The 15,727-nt window shown below is 41.0% G+C and carries 17 protein-coding genes; all 17 read left to right on the plus strand.

Annotated features, from left to right (window positions below):
* Positions 1-3 precede the first annotated feature (3 nt).
* The gene (locus ciss_RS11650; RefSeq protein WP_075866463.1) at positions 4-267 is read left to right on the plus strand and encodes a late competence development ComFB family protein; all 264 of its coding nucleotides are present in this window, start codon (positions 4-6) and stop codon (positions 265-267) included.
* 66 nt (positions 268-333) lie between these two features.
* Positions 334-1,023 (plus strand): polysaccharide deacetylase family protein, encoded by a 690-nt coding sequence (locus ciss_RS11655; RefSeq protein ID WP_075866464.1) that lies wholly within the window; start codon positions 334-336, stop codon positions 1,021-1,023.
* Positions 1,024-1,065: 42 nt separating this feature from the next.
* Positions 1,066-2,043 (plus strand): D-alanyl-D-alanine carboxypeptidase family protein, encoded by a 978-nt coding sequence (locus tag ciss_RS11660; RefSeq protein ID WP_075866465.1) that lies wholly within the window; start codon positions 1,066-1,068, stop codon positions 2,041-2,043.
* A gap of 12 nt (positions 2,044-2,055) precedes the next feature.
* A complete protein-coding gene (locus ciss_RS11665) occupies positions 2,056-3,285 on the plus strand; it encodes a M16 family metallopeptidase (protein ID WP_075866466.1) in 1,230 nt (409 codons plus the stop codon).
* A gap of 55 nt (positions 3,286-3,340) precedes the next feature.
* Entirely contained in the window at positions 3,341-3,646 is a 306-nt protein-coding gene (locus ciss_RS11670) for a hypothetical protein (protein WP_075866467.1), read from the plus strand.
* On the plus strand, positions 3,609-3,851 hold the full coding sequence (locus ciss_RS11675; RefSeq protein ID WP_075866468.1) for a YlmC/YmxH family sporulation protein: 243 nt from the start codon (positions 3,609-3,611) through the stop codon (positions 3,849-3,851). The genes ciss_RS11670 and ciss_RS11675 overlap by 38 nt, the downstream gene beginning before the upstream one ends.
* A gap of 91 nt (positions 3,852-3,942) precedes the next feature.
* A complete protein-coding gene (gene dapB / locus ciss_RS11680) occupies positions 3,943-4,734 on the plus strand; it encodes a 4-hydroxy-tetrahydrodipicolinate reductase (protein WP_075866469.1) in 792 nt (263 codons plus the stop codon).
* A gap of 75 nt (positions 4,735-4,809) precedes the next feature.
* Positions 4,810-5,718 (plus strand): dipicolinic acid synthetase subunit A, encoded by a 909-nt coding sequence (dpaA, locus tag ciss_RS11685; protein ID WP_075866470.1) that lies wholly within the window; start codon positions 4,810-4,812, stop codon positions 5,716-5,718.
* A complete protein-coding gene (gene dpaB / locus ciss_RS11690; RefSeq protein ID WP_075866471.1) occupies positions 5,715-6,287 on the plus strand; it encodes a dipicolinate synthase subunit B in 573 nt (190 codons plus the stop codon). Before dpaA ends, dpaB begins: the two co-directional genes overlap by 4 nt.
* A 23-nt stretch (positions 6,288-6,310) precedes the next feature.
* Positions 6,311-7,330: an aspartate-semialdehyde dehydrogenase gene (locus ciss_RS11695; protein WP_075866472.1), complete on the plus strand. Its 1,020-nt coding sequence runs from the start codon at positions 6,311-6,313 to the stop codon at positions 7,328-7,330.
* Positions 7,323-8,555 carry an aspartate kinase gene (dapG, locus tag ciss_RS11700; RefSeq protein ID WP_075866473.1) on the plus strand — a complete coding sequence of 411 codons (1,233 nt, stop codon included), beginning with the start codon at positions 7,323-7,325 and terminating at the stop codon, positions 8,553-8,555. The genes ciss_RS11695 and dapG overlap by 8 nt, the downstream gene beginning before the upstream one ends.
* 21 nt (positions 8,556-8,576) lie before the next feature.
* Complete coding sequence (gene dapA, locus ciss_RS11705) at positions 8,577-9,458, plus strand: 4-hydroxy-tetrahydrodipicolinate synthase (RefSeq protein ID WP_075866474.1); 882 nt, start codon at positions 8,577-8,579, stop codon at positions 9,456-9,458.
* 195 nt (positions 9,459-9,653) lie between these two features.
* Positions 9,654-11,252: a ribonuclease J gene (locus tag ciss_RS11710; protein ID WP_235837302.1), complete on the plus strand. Its 1,599-nt coding sequence runs from the start codon at positions 9,654-9,656 to the stop codon at positions 11,250-11,252.
* Between the two features lie 13 nt (positions 11,253-11,265).
* Positions 11,266-12,051 (plus strand): undecaprenyl-diphosphate phosphatase, encoded by a 786-nt coding sequence (locus tag ciss_RS11715; RefSeq protein ID WP_075866476.1) that lies wholly within the window; start codon positions 11,266-11,268, stop codon positions 12,049-12,051.
* Positions 12,052-12,075: 24 nt separating this feature from the next.
* A complete protein-coding gene (locus tag ciss_RS11720; protein ID WP_075866477.1) occupies positions 12,076-14,280 on the plus strand; it encodes an FtsK/SpoIIIE family DNA translocase in 2,205 nt (734 codons plus the stop codon).
* Positions 14,281-14,359: 79 nt separating this feature from the next.
* Positions 14,360-14,836, plus strand: a complete 477-nt coding sequence (locus ciss_RS11725; RefSeq protein ID WP_075866478.1) for a cell wall hydrolase — start codon at positions 14,360-14,362, stop codon at positions 14,834-14,836.
* Positions 14,837-14,840: 4 nt separating this feature from the next.
* The coding region (gene ypeB, locus ciss_RS11730) for a germination protein YpeB (RefSeq protein ID WP_201787800.1) at positions 14,841-15,727 on the plus strand (887 nt) is incomplete at its 3' end.

Genomic DNA, 15,727 nt, shown 5'->3' on the forward strand with positions numbered 1-15,727 from the left:
GTAATGCCGGTATTGCGTAATTATACCGAAGAAGTGGTGGATGAAATACTTCAGGAAATTTTGCCCGGTCAAGACGTTTGTAAGTGTGAGCGCTGCCTTTTAGATATCAAGGCCATAGCTTTAAACCAACTGCCACCCAAATACGTTGTTACCGAAAAAGGTGAAGTTATTACCCGTTTAAATTTTACCAAAATTGCGGACCGCACTGAGGTTCTTACGGCAGTTTTAAGGGCAATAGATAAAGTCAAAAAAAACCCGTCCCATTAAGGCGGGTTTTGTTCTTTTTAGCCCTTCCCGGTCGTAAAATTATGATGAAAAGAGGGGAGGGTAGGTATGCAAATCTACATTTTAAAAAAGGCTTTAGTCCTGAGTTTTTTAATTTTAACCCTTATGCTTTGCTTCTATTTTGAACGGAACGTAGTAGTGAGTGGCTATATGAGTCCCGTATATCAGGGGAACCCGGAAAAAAAACAGGTAGCCTTTTTATGTAATGTTTACTGGGGTGAGGAAATAATTCCGGAAATGCTGAAAATTTTAGAAAAAGAAAAGGTAAAGTTATCGTTTTTTCTTGGCGGGATATGGGCCAAAAAACATCCGGAAATTGTAAGGCAAATAAAAAATGCCGGCCATGAAATTGGCAATCACGGCTATTTACACAAACACCCGGATCTCCTTTCGGTTAAGGAAAATGAGGAAGAAATTCTTAAAACCGAAAAAATTATTGAAGAAATCTGCGGTTATAAAACCTATCTCTTTACTCCACCTTACGGGGAGAGGGGAAAAAATGTTTTACAAGCCGCTACCAATCTCAAATACAGGACGGTTATGTGGAGTATTGATACCATTGATTGGCAGAAACCGGCACCGGGTGCAATTATCAACCGGGTTTTGCCAAATTTAAATAACGGAGCAATTATTTTAATTCATCCCATGCCGCAAACCCTGGAGGTACTGCCCATTTTAATAAAAAAAATAAAAGCTAAGGGTTACCGGATAGTTACCGTCGGGGAAATTATAGATTAATATTTTGCGCTTATTTGGCAACAATACAATTGGTGATGGTAAATGCGGAGATATTTTATTCCATTGCTTTTATGGTTGTTAACGTTACCGGTAACCGTTCATGGGGAAATAAAGGCAAAAGCTTATTACTTTTTTATACCAACTACTAATCAAATCATTGCGGCCAAAAACCAAGACCTTCCCCTACCACCGGCAAGCACTACTAAAATTGCAACTGCCTTAACAGCCTTGGACCTTTATCCGAGGAATTTTACCTTAACGGTAAAATCGGAAGCGGTGCGGGTGGCGGGAACAAAAATTTACCTTAAACCCAACGAAAAAATCGCTGTAATTGACCTTGTTTACGGATTAATGTTAGAATCGGGAAATGATGCGGCAAACGCCCTGGCGTGGGTTGTAGGAGAGGAAAATTTTATGTTAATATTAAATTATTATTTGATGCAAATGGGTTTAACCTCGGTTTCTTTTAAAAACCCCTCCGGCCTTTCTGCCCAGGGTCACAAAATTTCGGCGAAAGACCTATGCGTTTTGACCTATTACGCATTATTAAAAGATGAATTTGCCAATATATGTAAAACCAAACAATATGAGGCGCAAAGTGGCATTAAGCCAAGGGTATTTCACAATACTAACCGCTTGTTAGCTGTCGATTCCCGGGTAATAGGGGTTAAAACCGGTACCACCAATGAGGCGGGTAAATGTTTAGTAGGGGCCTGGCGGGGAAACAGTTTCTTAATTGGTGCCGTTTTAAATTGTCCCGATAGGTTTACAGCGGTGTATAAAACTTTTAAAACAACCGATGAAAAGATAAGAGAAAAAATTATCTGGTCTAAAGGACAAAAAATATATTTTAAAAAAAATGACTGGTGGACTTTAACAAAAGACGTTAAAATATTTTCTGTGGGTAATGATTATAAGCTTGTTAAAGCAGTTATTGAGGACAGTGGTTCTTCTGTTCGTGCCCTATTTTTTTTAAATGGTGCATTTTTGTCCGAGCAAAATTTAAAAAAAGTAAGATGACGGAGGTTTAGCATGATTCATTTTACCACCTTGCCTAATAAAATAACCCTTTTGGTAGAAGAAATTCCCCACGTTCGTTCCGCGGCCATCGGCTTGTGGTTTAAAGTTGGTTCCCGTCATGAACGTAAGGAGGAAAGCGGAATTTCTCATTTTATCGAACACATGATGTTTAAGGGAACTATAAATCGTACTGCAAAAGAAATAGCTGAAGCTCTGGACCAGGTAGGGGGACAGTTAAATGCCTTTACTACAAAGGAATATACTTGTTACTATGCCCGGGTTTTAGACGAACATACCCTTTTGGCTTTAGAGATTCTTCACGATATGGTTTTTAATTCTAAATTTGCCGAGGAAGATATTGAAAAAGAAAAAAACGTGGTAATTGAGGAGATTAGAATGTATGAAGATGCTCCCGACGAACTAATTCACGATCTCCTGACCGAAGTAATGTGGAACAACCACCCCTTAGGGCGTCCTATTTTGGGTGAAATTCAGGATATAGAGAGTTTAACGCGGGAAAAAGTTGTAAATTACTATAAAAGGTACTATACTCCGGATAATTTAATTATTGCGGTGGCCGGAAGGGTAAGTTACGAACAGCTTTTGGAAAAAACAATGGAGTTATTTGGGAATATCCAGGGGGAACAAAAAGGTGATAAATTAACGATTCCCGAGTTTAATTTACATAGCTTTAGTCGCCGTAAAGATTCCGAACAGGTTCATTTATGTTTGGGAACGAAAGGATATGCCATTAACGATGATCGAATTTATGGTCTAAACATTCTGAGCACAATTTTGGGGGGAGGGATTAGTTCGAGACTTTTTCAAGAGTTAAGAGAACGCCACGGTTTGGTTTATTCTGTTTATTCTTATACCACTGCATATCAAGATGCAGGTTTGTTTGGAATTTATGCTGGTCTTGGCCCGAATAAAGTAAATGAAGCTTTGGAACTTATCCAAAAGCAGTTGAAGGAGTTAAAAACCGGGAACATTACTGCGGAGGAAGTAGAGCGGGCCCGACAGCAAATTAAGGGTAATCTCTTACTGAGTTTAGAGAGTGTTACCACGCGGATGTCCCGCCTGGCTAAATCGTATTTATATCATGGCAAAATTATCTCTCCTGAAGAAATTGTGGAAAAAGTTTTTAATGTTTCCATGGAAAATATAAAGGCTATGGCGGAGGAAATTTCGGATTTAGCGAATTTTACTAAAGTTTCTATAGGTCCATGGGAAGGCTTTTAATTCAGGTTCTAAGGCTATGGGGGCAGGCATAAAATAAAACCGGAAGGGGACCTTTATGCTTGCCTTTTTACTTATTTTAGCTATTTTTTTATTTTTTTTAATGAAAAATAAACGCGGTTTAAGGAGTGAATTTAGCTTAGGAAGTTCCATTAAACAGCTTTTAACCGGAGCGGGGGCGATATATTTAAGTCTTGATGCAATCTTAAAATTTTTGGGGATAAAAATTCCCGAAAAAATTGTCATAGGAGATGTTGCTTTAAAACCCCTTCCTGCTGTTTCCTTGTTTCTTGCTTTATTAGAACCGGTTGGGGAGGGAATTGTAAGTGCGCTTAGAAGAGCTTGCCGGCAAAGAAATAATTAATGTTAAAACCGGAAGCCGCTTTGGGGAAGTGGGGGGCGTTGATTTTCAAATTATACCGGAAACCGGTGAAATTGTTAGTGTTATCATACCGGGGAAAGGAAGTATTTTTTCCTTTTTTAAAGAACGTCTACCAAAAGAAATTCCCTGGCAGGCGGTTAAATTAATTGGTAGCGAAGTAATTTTAATTGAATTAGATACCTATTAAACCGGGGAAACCGGTTTTTTTCTTGACAGAAATGGCAATTAAATAGAAAATAATTAAAAATGTATTTTTATACAAATTAAGGAGGAATTTTATGGCGCGGATAGTGATGCTTGGGGCTTGTGGTAAAATGGGAAGAGAAATAAGTAAAAACCTTCTAATGCATTCCGAACATGAGTTAGTGGGATTTGTTGACGTGGTAAATGTAGGGCAGGATTTCGGTGAAATTTTAGGTATTTCCCGGTTGGGTAAAGCGGTGGAGGATAACTTAAAAGAGGTAATTTTAAAAACGAATCCCGAGATAGTTTTAGATTTTTCGCGGGCTTCCGGAGCGTTTACCAATATTTTAGTAGCGTTAGAAAACAAAGTAAGGGTGGTCTCGGGTACTACCGGTTTTTCCCCGGAGCAGATTAAAAAAATTGAAGATTTTAGCAATGAAAATAAAATAGGTTGTATTATAGCTCCTAATTTTTCTATAGGGGCACTATTATTGATGAAGTTGGCGCAAATGGCAGTAAAATATTTTTCCCATGTAGAAATAATTGAATACCATCATAATTTAAAAGTTGATGCTCCTTCAGGAACTGCCATAAAAACGGCAGAACTCCTTAGCTCTATCCGGGAAAATCAGCCAAGCGCAATTCAAGAAGAAGAAAAAATTCCCGGAAGCCGTGGCGGTGACTACAAGGGGATAAAAATACATAGCGTTCGTCTTCCCGGTTTAGTTGCCCATCAGGAGGTAATATTTGGAGGTAAGGGCCAGAGTCTTACGTTGAGGCATGATGTTTACAGCCGGGAAAGTTATTTGGATGGAATTTTACTTGCCCTTAAAAAGGTTTTGGAATTAGATAGGTTTGTGTTCGGTTTGGAAGAATTATTGTTTTAAACTTTAGGACAAGCACCGCTTCAACTCCCATGTTCATATACTGCTATTAGCTTTTAACCACTGGGGGTTGGAGCGATGAAACAGGTCCTGGTAGGAATTAATCTTTCAATTTTAGGAGGGGATCTCCGAAACGTTTATTTAATTGACGAGTTAGAAAAACTTGGAGCTTTTATTAAAGTCCTGGGTTTACCGGTTGCCCGCCGCGCAAAGGTTGTTTTATGTCATTCCTTAGAGGAAGCGCTAAAAGATACCGATGTAGTTATATTACCCATGCCGGGGGTAAATAACCAGGGAAAGCTGTTTACCCCTCTTTGTGAGGAAAGTTATTACCTTACTTACGAACTCAAGGACAGCATTAAAGGAGAGGCTTTATTTATCGTTGGCTTTGCCAACAGCTATTTAAAACAATTAGCGGCGGATTTGGGTGTAGAGCTTATTGAAATTGCCGAAATGGACCATGTGGCAATTTATAACTCCATTCCTTCGGCCGAAGGGGCTATCCAGATGGCCATGGAAATGATTCCTATTACCATCCACGGAAGCAATGCTTTTGTGATAGGATTTGGTCGTACCGGTCAAACTTTAGCCCGGATGTTAGCTGGAATTGGTGCCCGGGTTTTTGTGGCAGCCCGGAAACCTAAGGATTTGGCCAGGATTTATGAGCAATGCTATATTCCCGTTACCTTTAAGGAGTTAGAAGCAAAGATTGCCGAGGCGGATATTGTCTTTAATACCGTACCTGCTCTGGTTTTACCGGCAAATTTACTGCAAAAACTTAAAAAAGATGCAGTTATAATTGACCTTGCCTCCAATCCCGGTGGAGTTGATTTTGAAGCGGCAAAATCCCTTGGCATCCAGGCGGTTTTAGCACCGGGACTTCCCGGTAAAGTGGCTCCAAAAACCGCTGGAAAACTTTTAGCCAGGGTTTTACCTGAATTAATCCTTAAGCACTGTAAGGCGCGGGATTGGAGGGATTTGGGATGATTAAAGTTGGTTTTGCTTTTACTGGATCCCACTGTACATTACCCGGTTTACTTGGGGTTTTGGAAAAATTGTCCGGAAAATTTGACATTACTCCGATTTTTTCGGAAAGTGTGCAAAATACCGTTTCCCGCTTTGGTGACGGGAAAGAATTCATGCAAAAAGTAGAGAGCATTACCGGGAAAAAGGGTATAAAAACCCTCACGGAAGCGGAGCCTATTGGTCCGCAAAAACTTTTTGATGTACTGGTGATTGCTCCCTGCACCGGTAATACTATGGCAAAGCTGGCCAACGGGATAACCGATTCGGTGGTGTTAATGGCTGCTAAAGCTCACTTAAGAAACCAAAAGCCTTTAATTTTAGCAATATCCACCAACGATGCTTTGGGGATAAATGCCAAGAATTTAGGGTTATTATTAAATGCAAAAAATATATTTTTTGTACCGTTTGGGCAGGATAATCCCAAAGATAAGCCGAATTCTTTAATTGCAAACTTAAATTATTTAGAAGATACTATAAATGAAGCGTTAAAAGGAAGACAAATTCAACCAATGCTTATTACCTATTCCTAATAACAAATTTGGAGGTGTTATTTTTGAGCTATAATGTGGTAGTAATTGGAGCTACCGGTGCGGTAGGAGGAGAAATTCTAAAAATTTTAGAGGAAAGAAACTTTCCCGTAAAAGAACTTCGATTGGGGGCAACTTCCCGTTCTGCCGGTAAAGAAGTAGTTTTCCGGGGAGAAACGTATCGGGTAGTAGAAACAACACCGGAAATATTTGATGGTATGGACATTGCCCTTTTTGCCGGGGGTTCTGCCAGTAAAGAATTTGCACGCGTTGCTGCAGCAAAAGGGGTTACAGTAATTGATAATAGCAGTGCTTTTCGTTTAGAGCCGGACGTACCTTTGGTGGTGCCCGAAGTAAATCCTGAAGATGTAAAGTGGCACAAAGGTATAATTGCCAATCCCAATTGTTCGACAATCCAGATGGTTGTGGCGTTAAAGCCTTTACATGATTATGGAAAAATTAAACGGGTGGTTGTCTCAACCTATCAAGCGGTTTCCGGTGCTGGCATTGAAGCCATAGAAGAATTAAAACAGCAGGTAAAGGCGTATTTAAACGGTGAAGAAGCGGTACCTAGTGTATTTCCGTATCCCATTGCATTTAATTTAATTCCCCATATCGACGTTTTTCAGGATATGTATTATACCAAAGAAGAATGGAAAATGGTTTTAGAGACCCAAAAGATTATGCATGACCCGGAAATTAAAGTAACCGCTACTACTGTAAGGGTACCGGTCTTTAGAAGTCACTCGGAAAGCATTAACATTGAAACCGAAATTAAAATTACCAGGGAAAAAGCTATTGAGCTCCTGAAAAAAGCTCCCGGGGTAAAAGTAATTGACAATCCCGAAGAAAAACAGTACCCCATGCCCCTGTATGCCTCGAACCAGGATGAGGTTTTCGTGGGGAGAATAAGAGAAGATAATACCATACCCAATGGCTTAAATCTTTGGGTGGTTGCTGACCAATTACGGAAGGGTGCAGCTACAAATGCTGTACAGATTGCTGAACTATTAATTAAGTACGGGTGTGTGAAGCAAAATGGCTAAAAAGTTCATTATTTTAAAATTTGGCGGAACAAGTTTAAAGACGGCAGAACTGCGGGAAAAGGTAGCCCAAAAAATAATTAATACCTTTGAATCGGGCTATCACCCGGTGGTAGTGGTATCGGCTATTGGCCGGAAGGGTGATCCTTATGCTACCGATACCTTATTAAATTTTGCCTACGAGGTAAATCGTGATTTGCCACCTCGGGAAGCGGATTTATTAATGGCGTGCGGAGAAATAATTAGCGGTGTAATTATGGTTAATACCCTGGCAAAAATGGGGTATAAAGCAAAACTGTTTACCGGTGCTCAGGCAGGAATTATCACCGATGATAATTTCACCTCGGCATCGATTTTAAAAGTTAAAACCGATAAGATTTTAAAAGCGGTGGATGAAGGTTTTATCCCTGTGGTTTGCGGATTTCAGGGGGTAACGGAAGACGGCGAGGTTACCACCCTGGGACGGGGCGGAAGCGATACTACCGCTGCGGCTTTGGGAGTTGCTTTAAAGGCTGAGTTTATAGATATTTACACTGACGTGGAAGGGATCAAAACGGCCGACCCGCGAATTGTTGAGGATGCTAAAACCTTAGAGGTAGTGACGTATAACGAAATTTCCCAGCTGGCGCATGAGGGGGCTAAAGTTATTCGTCCCCGGGCGGTGGAAATTGCGATGCAAAAAAATATTCCCCTGCGTATTAAATCTACCCTGACCGATGGGGAAGGAACACTTGTTACATCCCATGCTGAAGTTTATGGCGAAGTAATTGAAGTAATTCGGGACCGAATTATAACCGGTATTGCCCATATTCCCGGGGTAACCCAGATAAAAATTTTAAGGGAAGATACACCGGAAATTGTGAATTTAGCCCAGAAAGTGTTTAAAGGCTTAGCGTTGGCGGAAATAAGCGTGGACTTTATTAATATAAGCCCCGAGGGTTTGGCGTTTACCGTTAAAGGGGAAGTTACGGAAAAAGCGGTGGATGTTTTAGAAAATATGGGTTTTACCCCGAGAATACGCCGCAATTGTGCTAAGATAGCAGCGGTAGGAGCGGGGATGACCGGTGTGCCTGGGGTTATGGCTAAAATTGTGGAAGCTTTAACCCGGGAACAAATTGAAATTCTCCAATCCACCGACTCCTATACTACCATCTGGGTACTGGTGGATGGGGAAAATATGGAAAAAGCTGTTAGGGCTATTCACAAAGCTTTTAAGCTAAATGAATAAAAAATTAAAAGAGGTGAAAGGATGGCAGTGTTTGGACGATTGCTTACCGCAATGGTAACCCCTTTTGATCGGGAGGGGAAGGTTAACCTGGAGCAGGCGCAAAAGTTAGCAAGCTTTTTGGTGGAAAACGGCTCTGACGGTATCGTGGTGGCGGGAACTACCGGCGAATCACCAACTTTATCCTTTGAAGAAAAAGTAGACCTATTTAAGGCTGTCGTAGAAGCGGTAGGGGGAAAAGCGGCAGTTATTGCCGGAACGGGATCCAATGCAACGGAAGCTTCGATAAAACTTACTAAAGCGGCGGAAAAGGTCGGAGTAGATGGGGTAATGCTGGTAGCTCCGTACTATAACAAACCTTCCCAAAAGGGGCTTGTCGAACATTTTCAGGCAATTGCCAGGGCCACCAGTTTACCGGTAATGATTTATAACATTCCCGGTCGTACAGGGGTCAATATCTTACCCAAGACGATGGCTAAAATTGCCGAACTGGAAAATGTTGTGGCAGTTAAAGAAGCTGCAGGAAATATCGATCAGGCAACAGAACTAATTAAAATTTTACCGGAAAGGGTCAAAGTATTTTCCGGAGATGACAGTTTGACCCTGCCTATTTTAGCGGTGGGGGGATACGGAGTTGTTAGCGTGGCAAGTCACCTGGTAGGTCTTAAAATAAAGGAGATGATCGACCAGTTTCTTTTAGGGAATGTAGCGGTGGCGGCTCGTATCCACCAGGAGCTTTATCCCTTAATTAAAGTATTATTTATAACAACCAATCCGGTACCGGTAAAAACTGCACTAAATTTAATGGGACATAAAGTGGGTGGTTTTAGACTTCCACTGGTGGAAATGAACGAGGAGGAAAAAGAAGAACTGGTACGGGAATTAAAAAACTTTAATTTGTTATAAATTAAAAAATCTTCGGGGAAGGCTATTTTCACTTGTCCTTCCTTTTTTTATTTTTTATAATTACAATAGATTGTAAAAAGCTAACAAGTGGGCGGTTTAATATAAATTAAAAATTAAACGGGAGGTGTATTACCAATTAAAGATGGAAAACTTCATATTATACCCTTAGGCGGCCTTGGAGAAATCGGGAAAAACATGATGGTCATCAAATATAACGATGCCATAATTGTGATCGATGCCGGACTAATGTTTCCCGAAGAAGAACTTTTAGGTATCGATATGGTTATCCCCGACATGTCTTATCTCTTGGAGAACAAAGATAAAGTTAAAGCGGTGCTTTTAACCCATGGTCACGAGGACCACATTGGTGGGATGCCTTATTTGTTAAAACAATTTGATGTTCCGGTTTACGGAACAAGGCTGACTTTGGGACTTTTAAATGCCAAGCTTAAGGAAGCGGGGATTCCAAGAGCTAACTTAAATATAGTGGCTCCGCGGGACGTTTTAAATATTGGGCCGTTTAAGATTGAGTTTATCAAAGTTTCTCACAGTATACCGGATACTGTGGGAATTGCGGTACATACTCCTGTGGGAACAGTAGTCCATACCGGCGATTTTAAACTGGACCCAACTCCGGTTGATGGGAAGGTTACGGATTTTTATAAGTTAGCGGAACTTGGAGAAAAAGGTGTTTTAGTTTTAATGTCGGACAGCACCAATGCTGAAAGGCCCGGTTTTACCTTGTCGGAAAAAACCGTTGGTAATACCTTTGAAGAAACGTTCAGGGTAGCGGATGGGAGAATTATCATTGCAACTTTTGCCTCAAATGTTCATCGTATACAGCAAGCAATTTATACCGCCCATAAATTTAAAAGAAAAGTAGCCATTGTTGGCCGGAGCATGTTAAATGTCGTTGAAATTGCCAACGAGTTGGGCTATTTGGATATTCCCGATGGCCTGTTAATTGATGTGGATGAAATAAACCGCTACCCCCATAAACAAGTAGTTATTTTAACTACGGGAAGCCAGGGAGAACCGATGTCAGCCCTAACCCGCATGGCCATGTCTGAACACCGCCAGGTGGAGATTGTAGCTGGAGATACGGTTATCATTTCTGCAATGCCGATTCCGGGAAATGAGAAGCTGGTCTCAAGAATTATTGACCAGTTATTTAAATTGGGGGCCAAAGTTATTTACGAAGCGGTTTCAGGTATCCATGTATCCGGACACCCCAGCCAGGAAGAATTAAAATTAATGATCAATCTTTTAAAACCAAAGTACTTTGTTCCCATTCACGGGGAATACCGCCATTTAATTAAGCATGCGGAAATTGCGCGGGAGTTAGGTATAAAACCCCAAAACATTTTTGTGGTGGAGAACGGTCAGGTTTTGGAATTTACGAAAAAATCCGGACGCCTTGCCGGAAAAGTACCGGCCGGCCGGGTACTGGTTGATGGACTTGGAGTGGGTGATGTCGGGAATATCGTGTTAAGGGACCGTAAACAACTGGCCCAGGATGGTATTATTATTGTCGTGCTTACTTTAAATCGGGAGTCCGGAGACATTGTTGCCGGTCCCGACATTGTAACCCGGGGATTTGTCTACGTCCGGGAGTCGGAACAGTTAATCGATGAGGCCAAACAGAAGGTTACCGAAGCTTTAAATAAATGTTTTAATCACGGCTTGTTAGAGTGGTCTGCTATAAAAAGTCAGGTTAGAGATGCCTTGGGAAAATATCTATTTGAAAAAACCCGCCGTCGTCCAATGATTTTACCTATTATAATGGAAATTTAAAGGGGAGAGGACTTTGAACTTATATGAAGCTTTGGTTTTAGGAGTTGTACAAGGTTTAACCGAGTATTTACCCGTTTCCAGTTCGGGGCATTTAGTTTTATTGCAAAAAATCTTTGGCATAAAAGAAAATGTCTTGCTCTTTGATATTTTGGTTCATTTAGGAACTCTTGTTCCCCTTTTAATTATTTTTCGCGCTGAGATTTGGGAAATTATTAAAAAACCCTGGGGGAGGCTACCGCTTTTAATAATTGCCGGTACCATTCCTACGGCTCTAATTGGTCTTGGGTTTAAGGACTTCTTTGAACGGCTTTTTGTCTCAGGTTCTACTTTAGGAATTGAATTTATTATTACCGGATTAATCCTGTGGCTGGCGGAACGGCAAAAAAGCGGGCGAAAAGAACTCGATAAAACAACTTTTTTGGATGCGATTTTTGTAGGGGTGGCTCAGGGGTTGGCCATTTTGCCGGCAATTTCACGGTCGGGTTTAACCATTTCCGGGGCTTTAGTTAGAGGATTAAACCGCGAATGGGCGGCGAAATTTTCGTTTTTATTATCAATTCCTGCCATTTTGGGTGCAGCGATTTTGGATTTAAGAAATTTTGTTGGCCAAAATTTGGATTTTAGTAGTAATGAGTTATTACCGTTTATTATTGGGTTTTTAGCAGCAATGCTTTCAGGATACTTTGCGGTAAAATTTATGTTAGAGATTTTGCGTAAGGGAAAATTAACCTGGTTTTCCTATTATGTCTGGATTTTGGGTGTAATAATTTTGGTCTTACAGGCGGCAGGTAAATTCTAACCTGCCGCTTTTTGGAGGGATTGAATGGCAAAATATAAAAATACCAAGCAGAAAAATAAAAAAAGCTTTACCGGAGAGCTTTTGGGAATTTTTTTAATGCTCTTGGGAATTATTGGGCTTGTTAGTATTTTTTCCGATAAAACCGGCTCGATAGGATTGTTTTTCCGGCACTGGTTTAGCGTTTTTGCCGGTCAGGGGAATTTTCTTTTACCAATAATTATTTTTACTATTGGTTTTAAACTCTCTTTCGGGCAGACGATTAAAACCTTGGGTAAAAAAGAAGCGGGTTTACTTGTCCTCGTGGCAGCATTTTTGATTTTTTTAACGATAAAGCTACCGTTAAGCGTAATGTTTACCATGGCCTGGCAGGGTGAAGGTGGGGGAATAATTGGAGCGCTCCTAACTTATGGTGCCTTAAAATCTTTGGGATTGGTAGGTACCTACCTTTTGCTCCTGACCCTTATTTTAATTGGAGTTTTACTAATTTTGGATTTATCCTTTAAAGAATTTACCCAAAGCCTCATTGCTGGCCTGAATAAAATAAAGGCTTTTGTGGTGGAAAGCATCTTTCCATTATTTATTGAAGAAGAAGAGCTCAAGCCCAAAAAGAAAAGAAAAGAACCGGTAATTATTGAGATGCCACCACCACCTGAACCTGCCTTTGCTCTTCAATCAGAAAGCTCTCCAGTTTCTGTAGAAACAGAAGAAAGGGACGACCAAAAGAAAAAAGAAAATACGAAAATCATCAAGGAAAAGGAAGAAAACCTTATTTCCTTTGAACAACTAAGTCTTAAAGATTTTGAAAAATACCAGCTACCGCCGATATCTTTATTAAATCGTCCCAAATCATCCCGCACTAAAATGAACCGGGACATTTCCGAAAATATCAAAATCCTGGAAGAAACCCTTGAAAGCTTTGGAGTTCAAGCTACTGTTAAGGAAGTCTCCTGTGGACCGGCGATAACCCGCTATGAATTGGAACCTGCCCCCGGGGTAAAGGTTAGTAAGATAGTAAGCTTAGCGGATGATATTGCTTTAAAATTAGCGGCAGCGGATGTCAGAATTGAAGCACCAATTCCCGGAAAAGCCGCGGTAGGGATTGAAGTACCCAACAAAGAAATAAATATGGTGGTATTAAGAGAAATTATTGAAACTCCTGAATTCCAGAATCAAGCTTCACCTCTTGCTTTTGCCCTGGGCAAAGATATTGCCGGGAAACCAATTGTGGCAGACCTTCAAAAAATGCCTCACTTACTCATTGCTGGAGCAACCGGATCGGGAAAAAGTGTTTGTTTAAATACCCTGATTTCCAGCATTTTATTCCGGGCAACTCCTCAGGAAGTAAAGTTTCTGATGATTGACCCTAAAATGGTCGAGCTGGTTACTTTTAACGGTATTCCCCATTTAATTAGCCCGGTAGTTACCAATGCTAAAAAAGCAGCAATTTCTCTGCGCTGGGCAGTTAGAGAAATGGAGCGGCGTTATGAACTTTTTGCCAAATACGGTGTGCGGGATATAACGCGCTTTAACAGTTTTGTATTAACTAAAGGTGGCGAGGATTTAAGTTATTTGCCGTACATCGTTATTATAATTGATGAATTAGCGGATTTAATGATGGTTTCCCCGGCGGAGGTGGAAGATTCTATTTGCCGGTTAGCGCAAATGGCCCGGGCTGCCGGGATGCATTTAGTTGTGGCAACTCAACGTCCTTCGGTGGACGTTATAACCGGTTTAATTAAAGCCAATATTCCTTCACGGATATCTTTCGCGGTGTCGTCGCAGACCGATTCCCGCACTATTTTAGACATGGCTGGTGCAGAAAAACTTTTGGGAAAAGGAGATATGCTATTTTTCCCGGTGGGTGCCCCCAAACCTATTCGCGTTCAAGGAGCTTATATGTCCGATAAAGAAGTGGAAGCGGTGGTGGAATTTTGGAAAAAGCAGGGGGATCCGGAATTTTCGTCCGATTTTGAGCAGGAAGGAGAAGTGGATGAAGATTTACAGCTGGAGGAAGACGAGTTATTGCCGCAGGCGGTGAAAATTGTCATGGAAGCCGGGCATGCCTCGATTTCCCTGCTCCAAAGACGGCTTAGAATTGGTTATGCCCGGGCAGCTCGTTTAATCGACCAAATGGAAAGAAAAGGAATTGTTGGGGGCTATGAAGGAAGTAAACCGCGGCCGGTATTAATTTCCTACGAACAATATAAAAAAATGTTCAAGGACCTTTAAAGGAAAAAAACCTTTAAAGGTCTTTTTTTGTATAAACTTGCCGTGAAATAAGAATACTATGATTACAGGTGGTGAGAAAATGACAAAAAAAGGACTAAAATTTATAACTGTAATAGTACTGGTAATTTTTTTGGCGGGTAGCGTAACTTATTATTACAACCAGGTTTTGGCTGCCAAACCAAAAGCGTACACTTATTCGGGAATTAGCGATCTTTACCTTTTAGCCCGGATTATTCGGGCGGAGGCGGAAGGGGAACCGTATGCGGGAAAGGTTGCTGTTGCTGCCGTTGTTTTAAATAGGGTACGACACCCCGGATTTCCCAATACCATTGCCGGGGTGATTTTTCAACCTGGAGCTTTTGAATCGGTGGCCAACGGGCGTTTTTGGTCATTACTTCCAAACCGGGAAAGTATTAAAGCTGCCTATGATGCTTTACGCGGTTGGGATCCAACCTTTGGTGCTCTCTTTTTCTGGAATCCGGCCAAAAAGGTTTCGCGGTGGATTTGGACAAGAAAAATCATTGCCAGGATTGGCAAACATGTTTTCGGGAGATGATGGAATGAAAAGGACGGTTGCCGTTATCTTGGGCAGTTTATTGTTAATTGGGATATTTATCTGGGGTTATGATCAAAGTCAAAAAAAGAATCGTCTATACTGGGAATTAAATAGTCAGTACCGGAGGGCTTTTGAAGAATTATACGGACACAGCAAAACCTTAGAAGCACAGGTGGGAAAAACATTAGTTTCCATGTCACTGCAGCAAAATTTAAAACAGGCAGCTAAAGGGTGGCGACAGGCATATGCTGTTGTGGAAGATTTGGGGCAATTGCCGGTAACCACCTTTTCCCTGGAAAAAACAAAAGCATTTTACAATCAGCTTGGAGATTTTACCTATACCGTTGCCATTAAGGACACCGAAGGTAAATCGTTGAGCCCTGAGGAAAGGGAGACTCTGGCAACCTACTATAATGAGCTGAAAAAAATTAACGATAAACTGGAAAAAGCGATGGCTATCTTAAAAAATCAACCGATTATGATTACTAAGGAAACCAAACTGTACTCCCTCCGGGAGGATTTGATGCCGGAAGCGATAGTTAATGCCTTGCGAGATGTGGAAAACAATGTTGTAGATCTGAGAAATAAAAAGGTTGCTTACGAAGGTGATTTTGTCAATATTAATCCCTACCCCTTAGGAATAAAAGGTAAACCGGTTTCCATGATTGAGGCGAAAACAATAATAAAAGATTTCTTAGGGCAGGAAGCTGCTGGGAGGATGATTTTGCCGGTTACCAGGGTTAACGGTTTAATTCCAACGTATTTGTACGAAGTAATAGACCGTCAAGCGAAAACGAAAATTTATTATAATGTTTCCGTTAACGGCGGTAAAATTCTTAGCTTTTTGACTACAAGGCCAACCGCCTCCCCTTCTTTAACGGTTAATGAATG

This window comes from Carboxydothermus islandicus (genome assembly GCF_001950325.1).
GTDB lineage: Bacteria > Bacillota > Z-2901 > Carboxydothermales > Carboxydothermaceae > Carboxydothermus > Carboxydothermus islandicus.

Excerpts from the sequence above, each read along its gene's own strand:
- ciss_RS11650 (WP_075866463.1), top strand. The coding sequence starts at position 4 with ATGCCGGTATTGCGTAATTATACCGAAGAAGTGGTGGATGAAATACTT.
- dapG (WP_075866473.1), top strand. The coding sequence starts at position 7,323 with ATGGCTAAAAAGTTCATTATTTTAAAATTTGGCGGAACAAGTTTAAAG.
- ciss_RS11655 (WP_075866464.1), top strand. The coding sequence starts at position 334 with ATGCAAATCTACATTTTAAAAAAGGCTTTAGTCCTGAGTTTTTTAATT.
- dapB (WP_075866469.1), top strand. The coding sequence starts at position 3,943 with ATGGCGCGGATAGTGATGCTTGGGGCTTGTGGTAAAATGGGAAGAGAA.
- ciss_RS11660 (WP_075866465.1), top strand. The coding sequence starts at position 1,066 with ATGCGGAGATATTTTATTCCATTGCTTTTATGGTTGTTAACGTTACCG.
- dapA (WP_075866474.1), top strand. The coding sequence starts at position 8,577 with ATGGCAGTGTTTGGACGATTGCTTACCGCAATGGTAACCCCTTTTGAT.
- ciss_RS11665 (WP_075866466.1), top strand. The coding sequence starts at position 2,056 with ATGATTCATTTTACCACCTTGCCTAATAAAATAACCCTTTTGGTAGAA.
- ciss_RS11720 (WP_075866477.1), top strand. The coding sequence starts at position 12,076 with ATGGCAAAATATAAAAATACCAAGCAGAAAAATAAAAAAAGCTTTACC.
- ciss_RS11710 (WP_235837302.1), top strand. The coding sequence starts at position 9,654 with ATGATGGTCATCAAATATAACGATGCCATAATTGTGATCGATGCCGGA.
- ciss_RS11670 (WP_075866467.1), top strand. The coding sequence starts at position 3,341 with ATGCTTGCCTTTTTACTTATTTTAGCTATTTTTTTATTTTTTTTAATG.
- ciss_RS11725 (WP_075866478.1), top strand. The coding sequence starts at position 14,360 with ATGACAAAAAAAGGACTAAAATTTATAACTGTAATAGTACTGGTAATT.
- dpaB (WP_075866471.1), top strand. The coding sequence starts at position 5,715 with ATGATTAAAGTTGGTTTTGCTTTTACTGGATCCCACTGTACATTACCC.
- dpaA (WP_075866470.1), top strand. The coding sequence starts at position 4,810 with ATGAAACAGGTCCTGGTAGGAATTAATCTTTCAATTTTAGGAGGGGAT.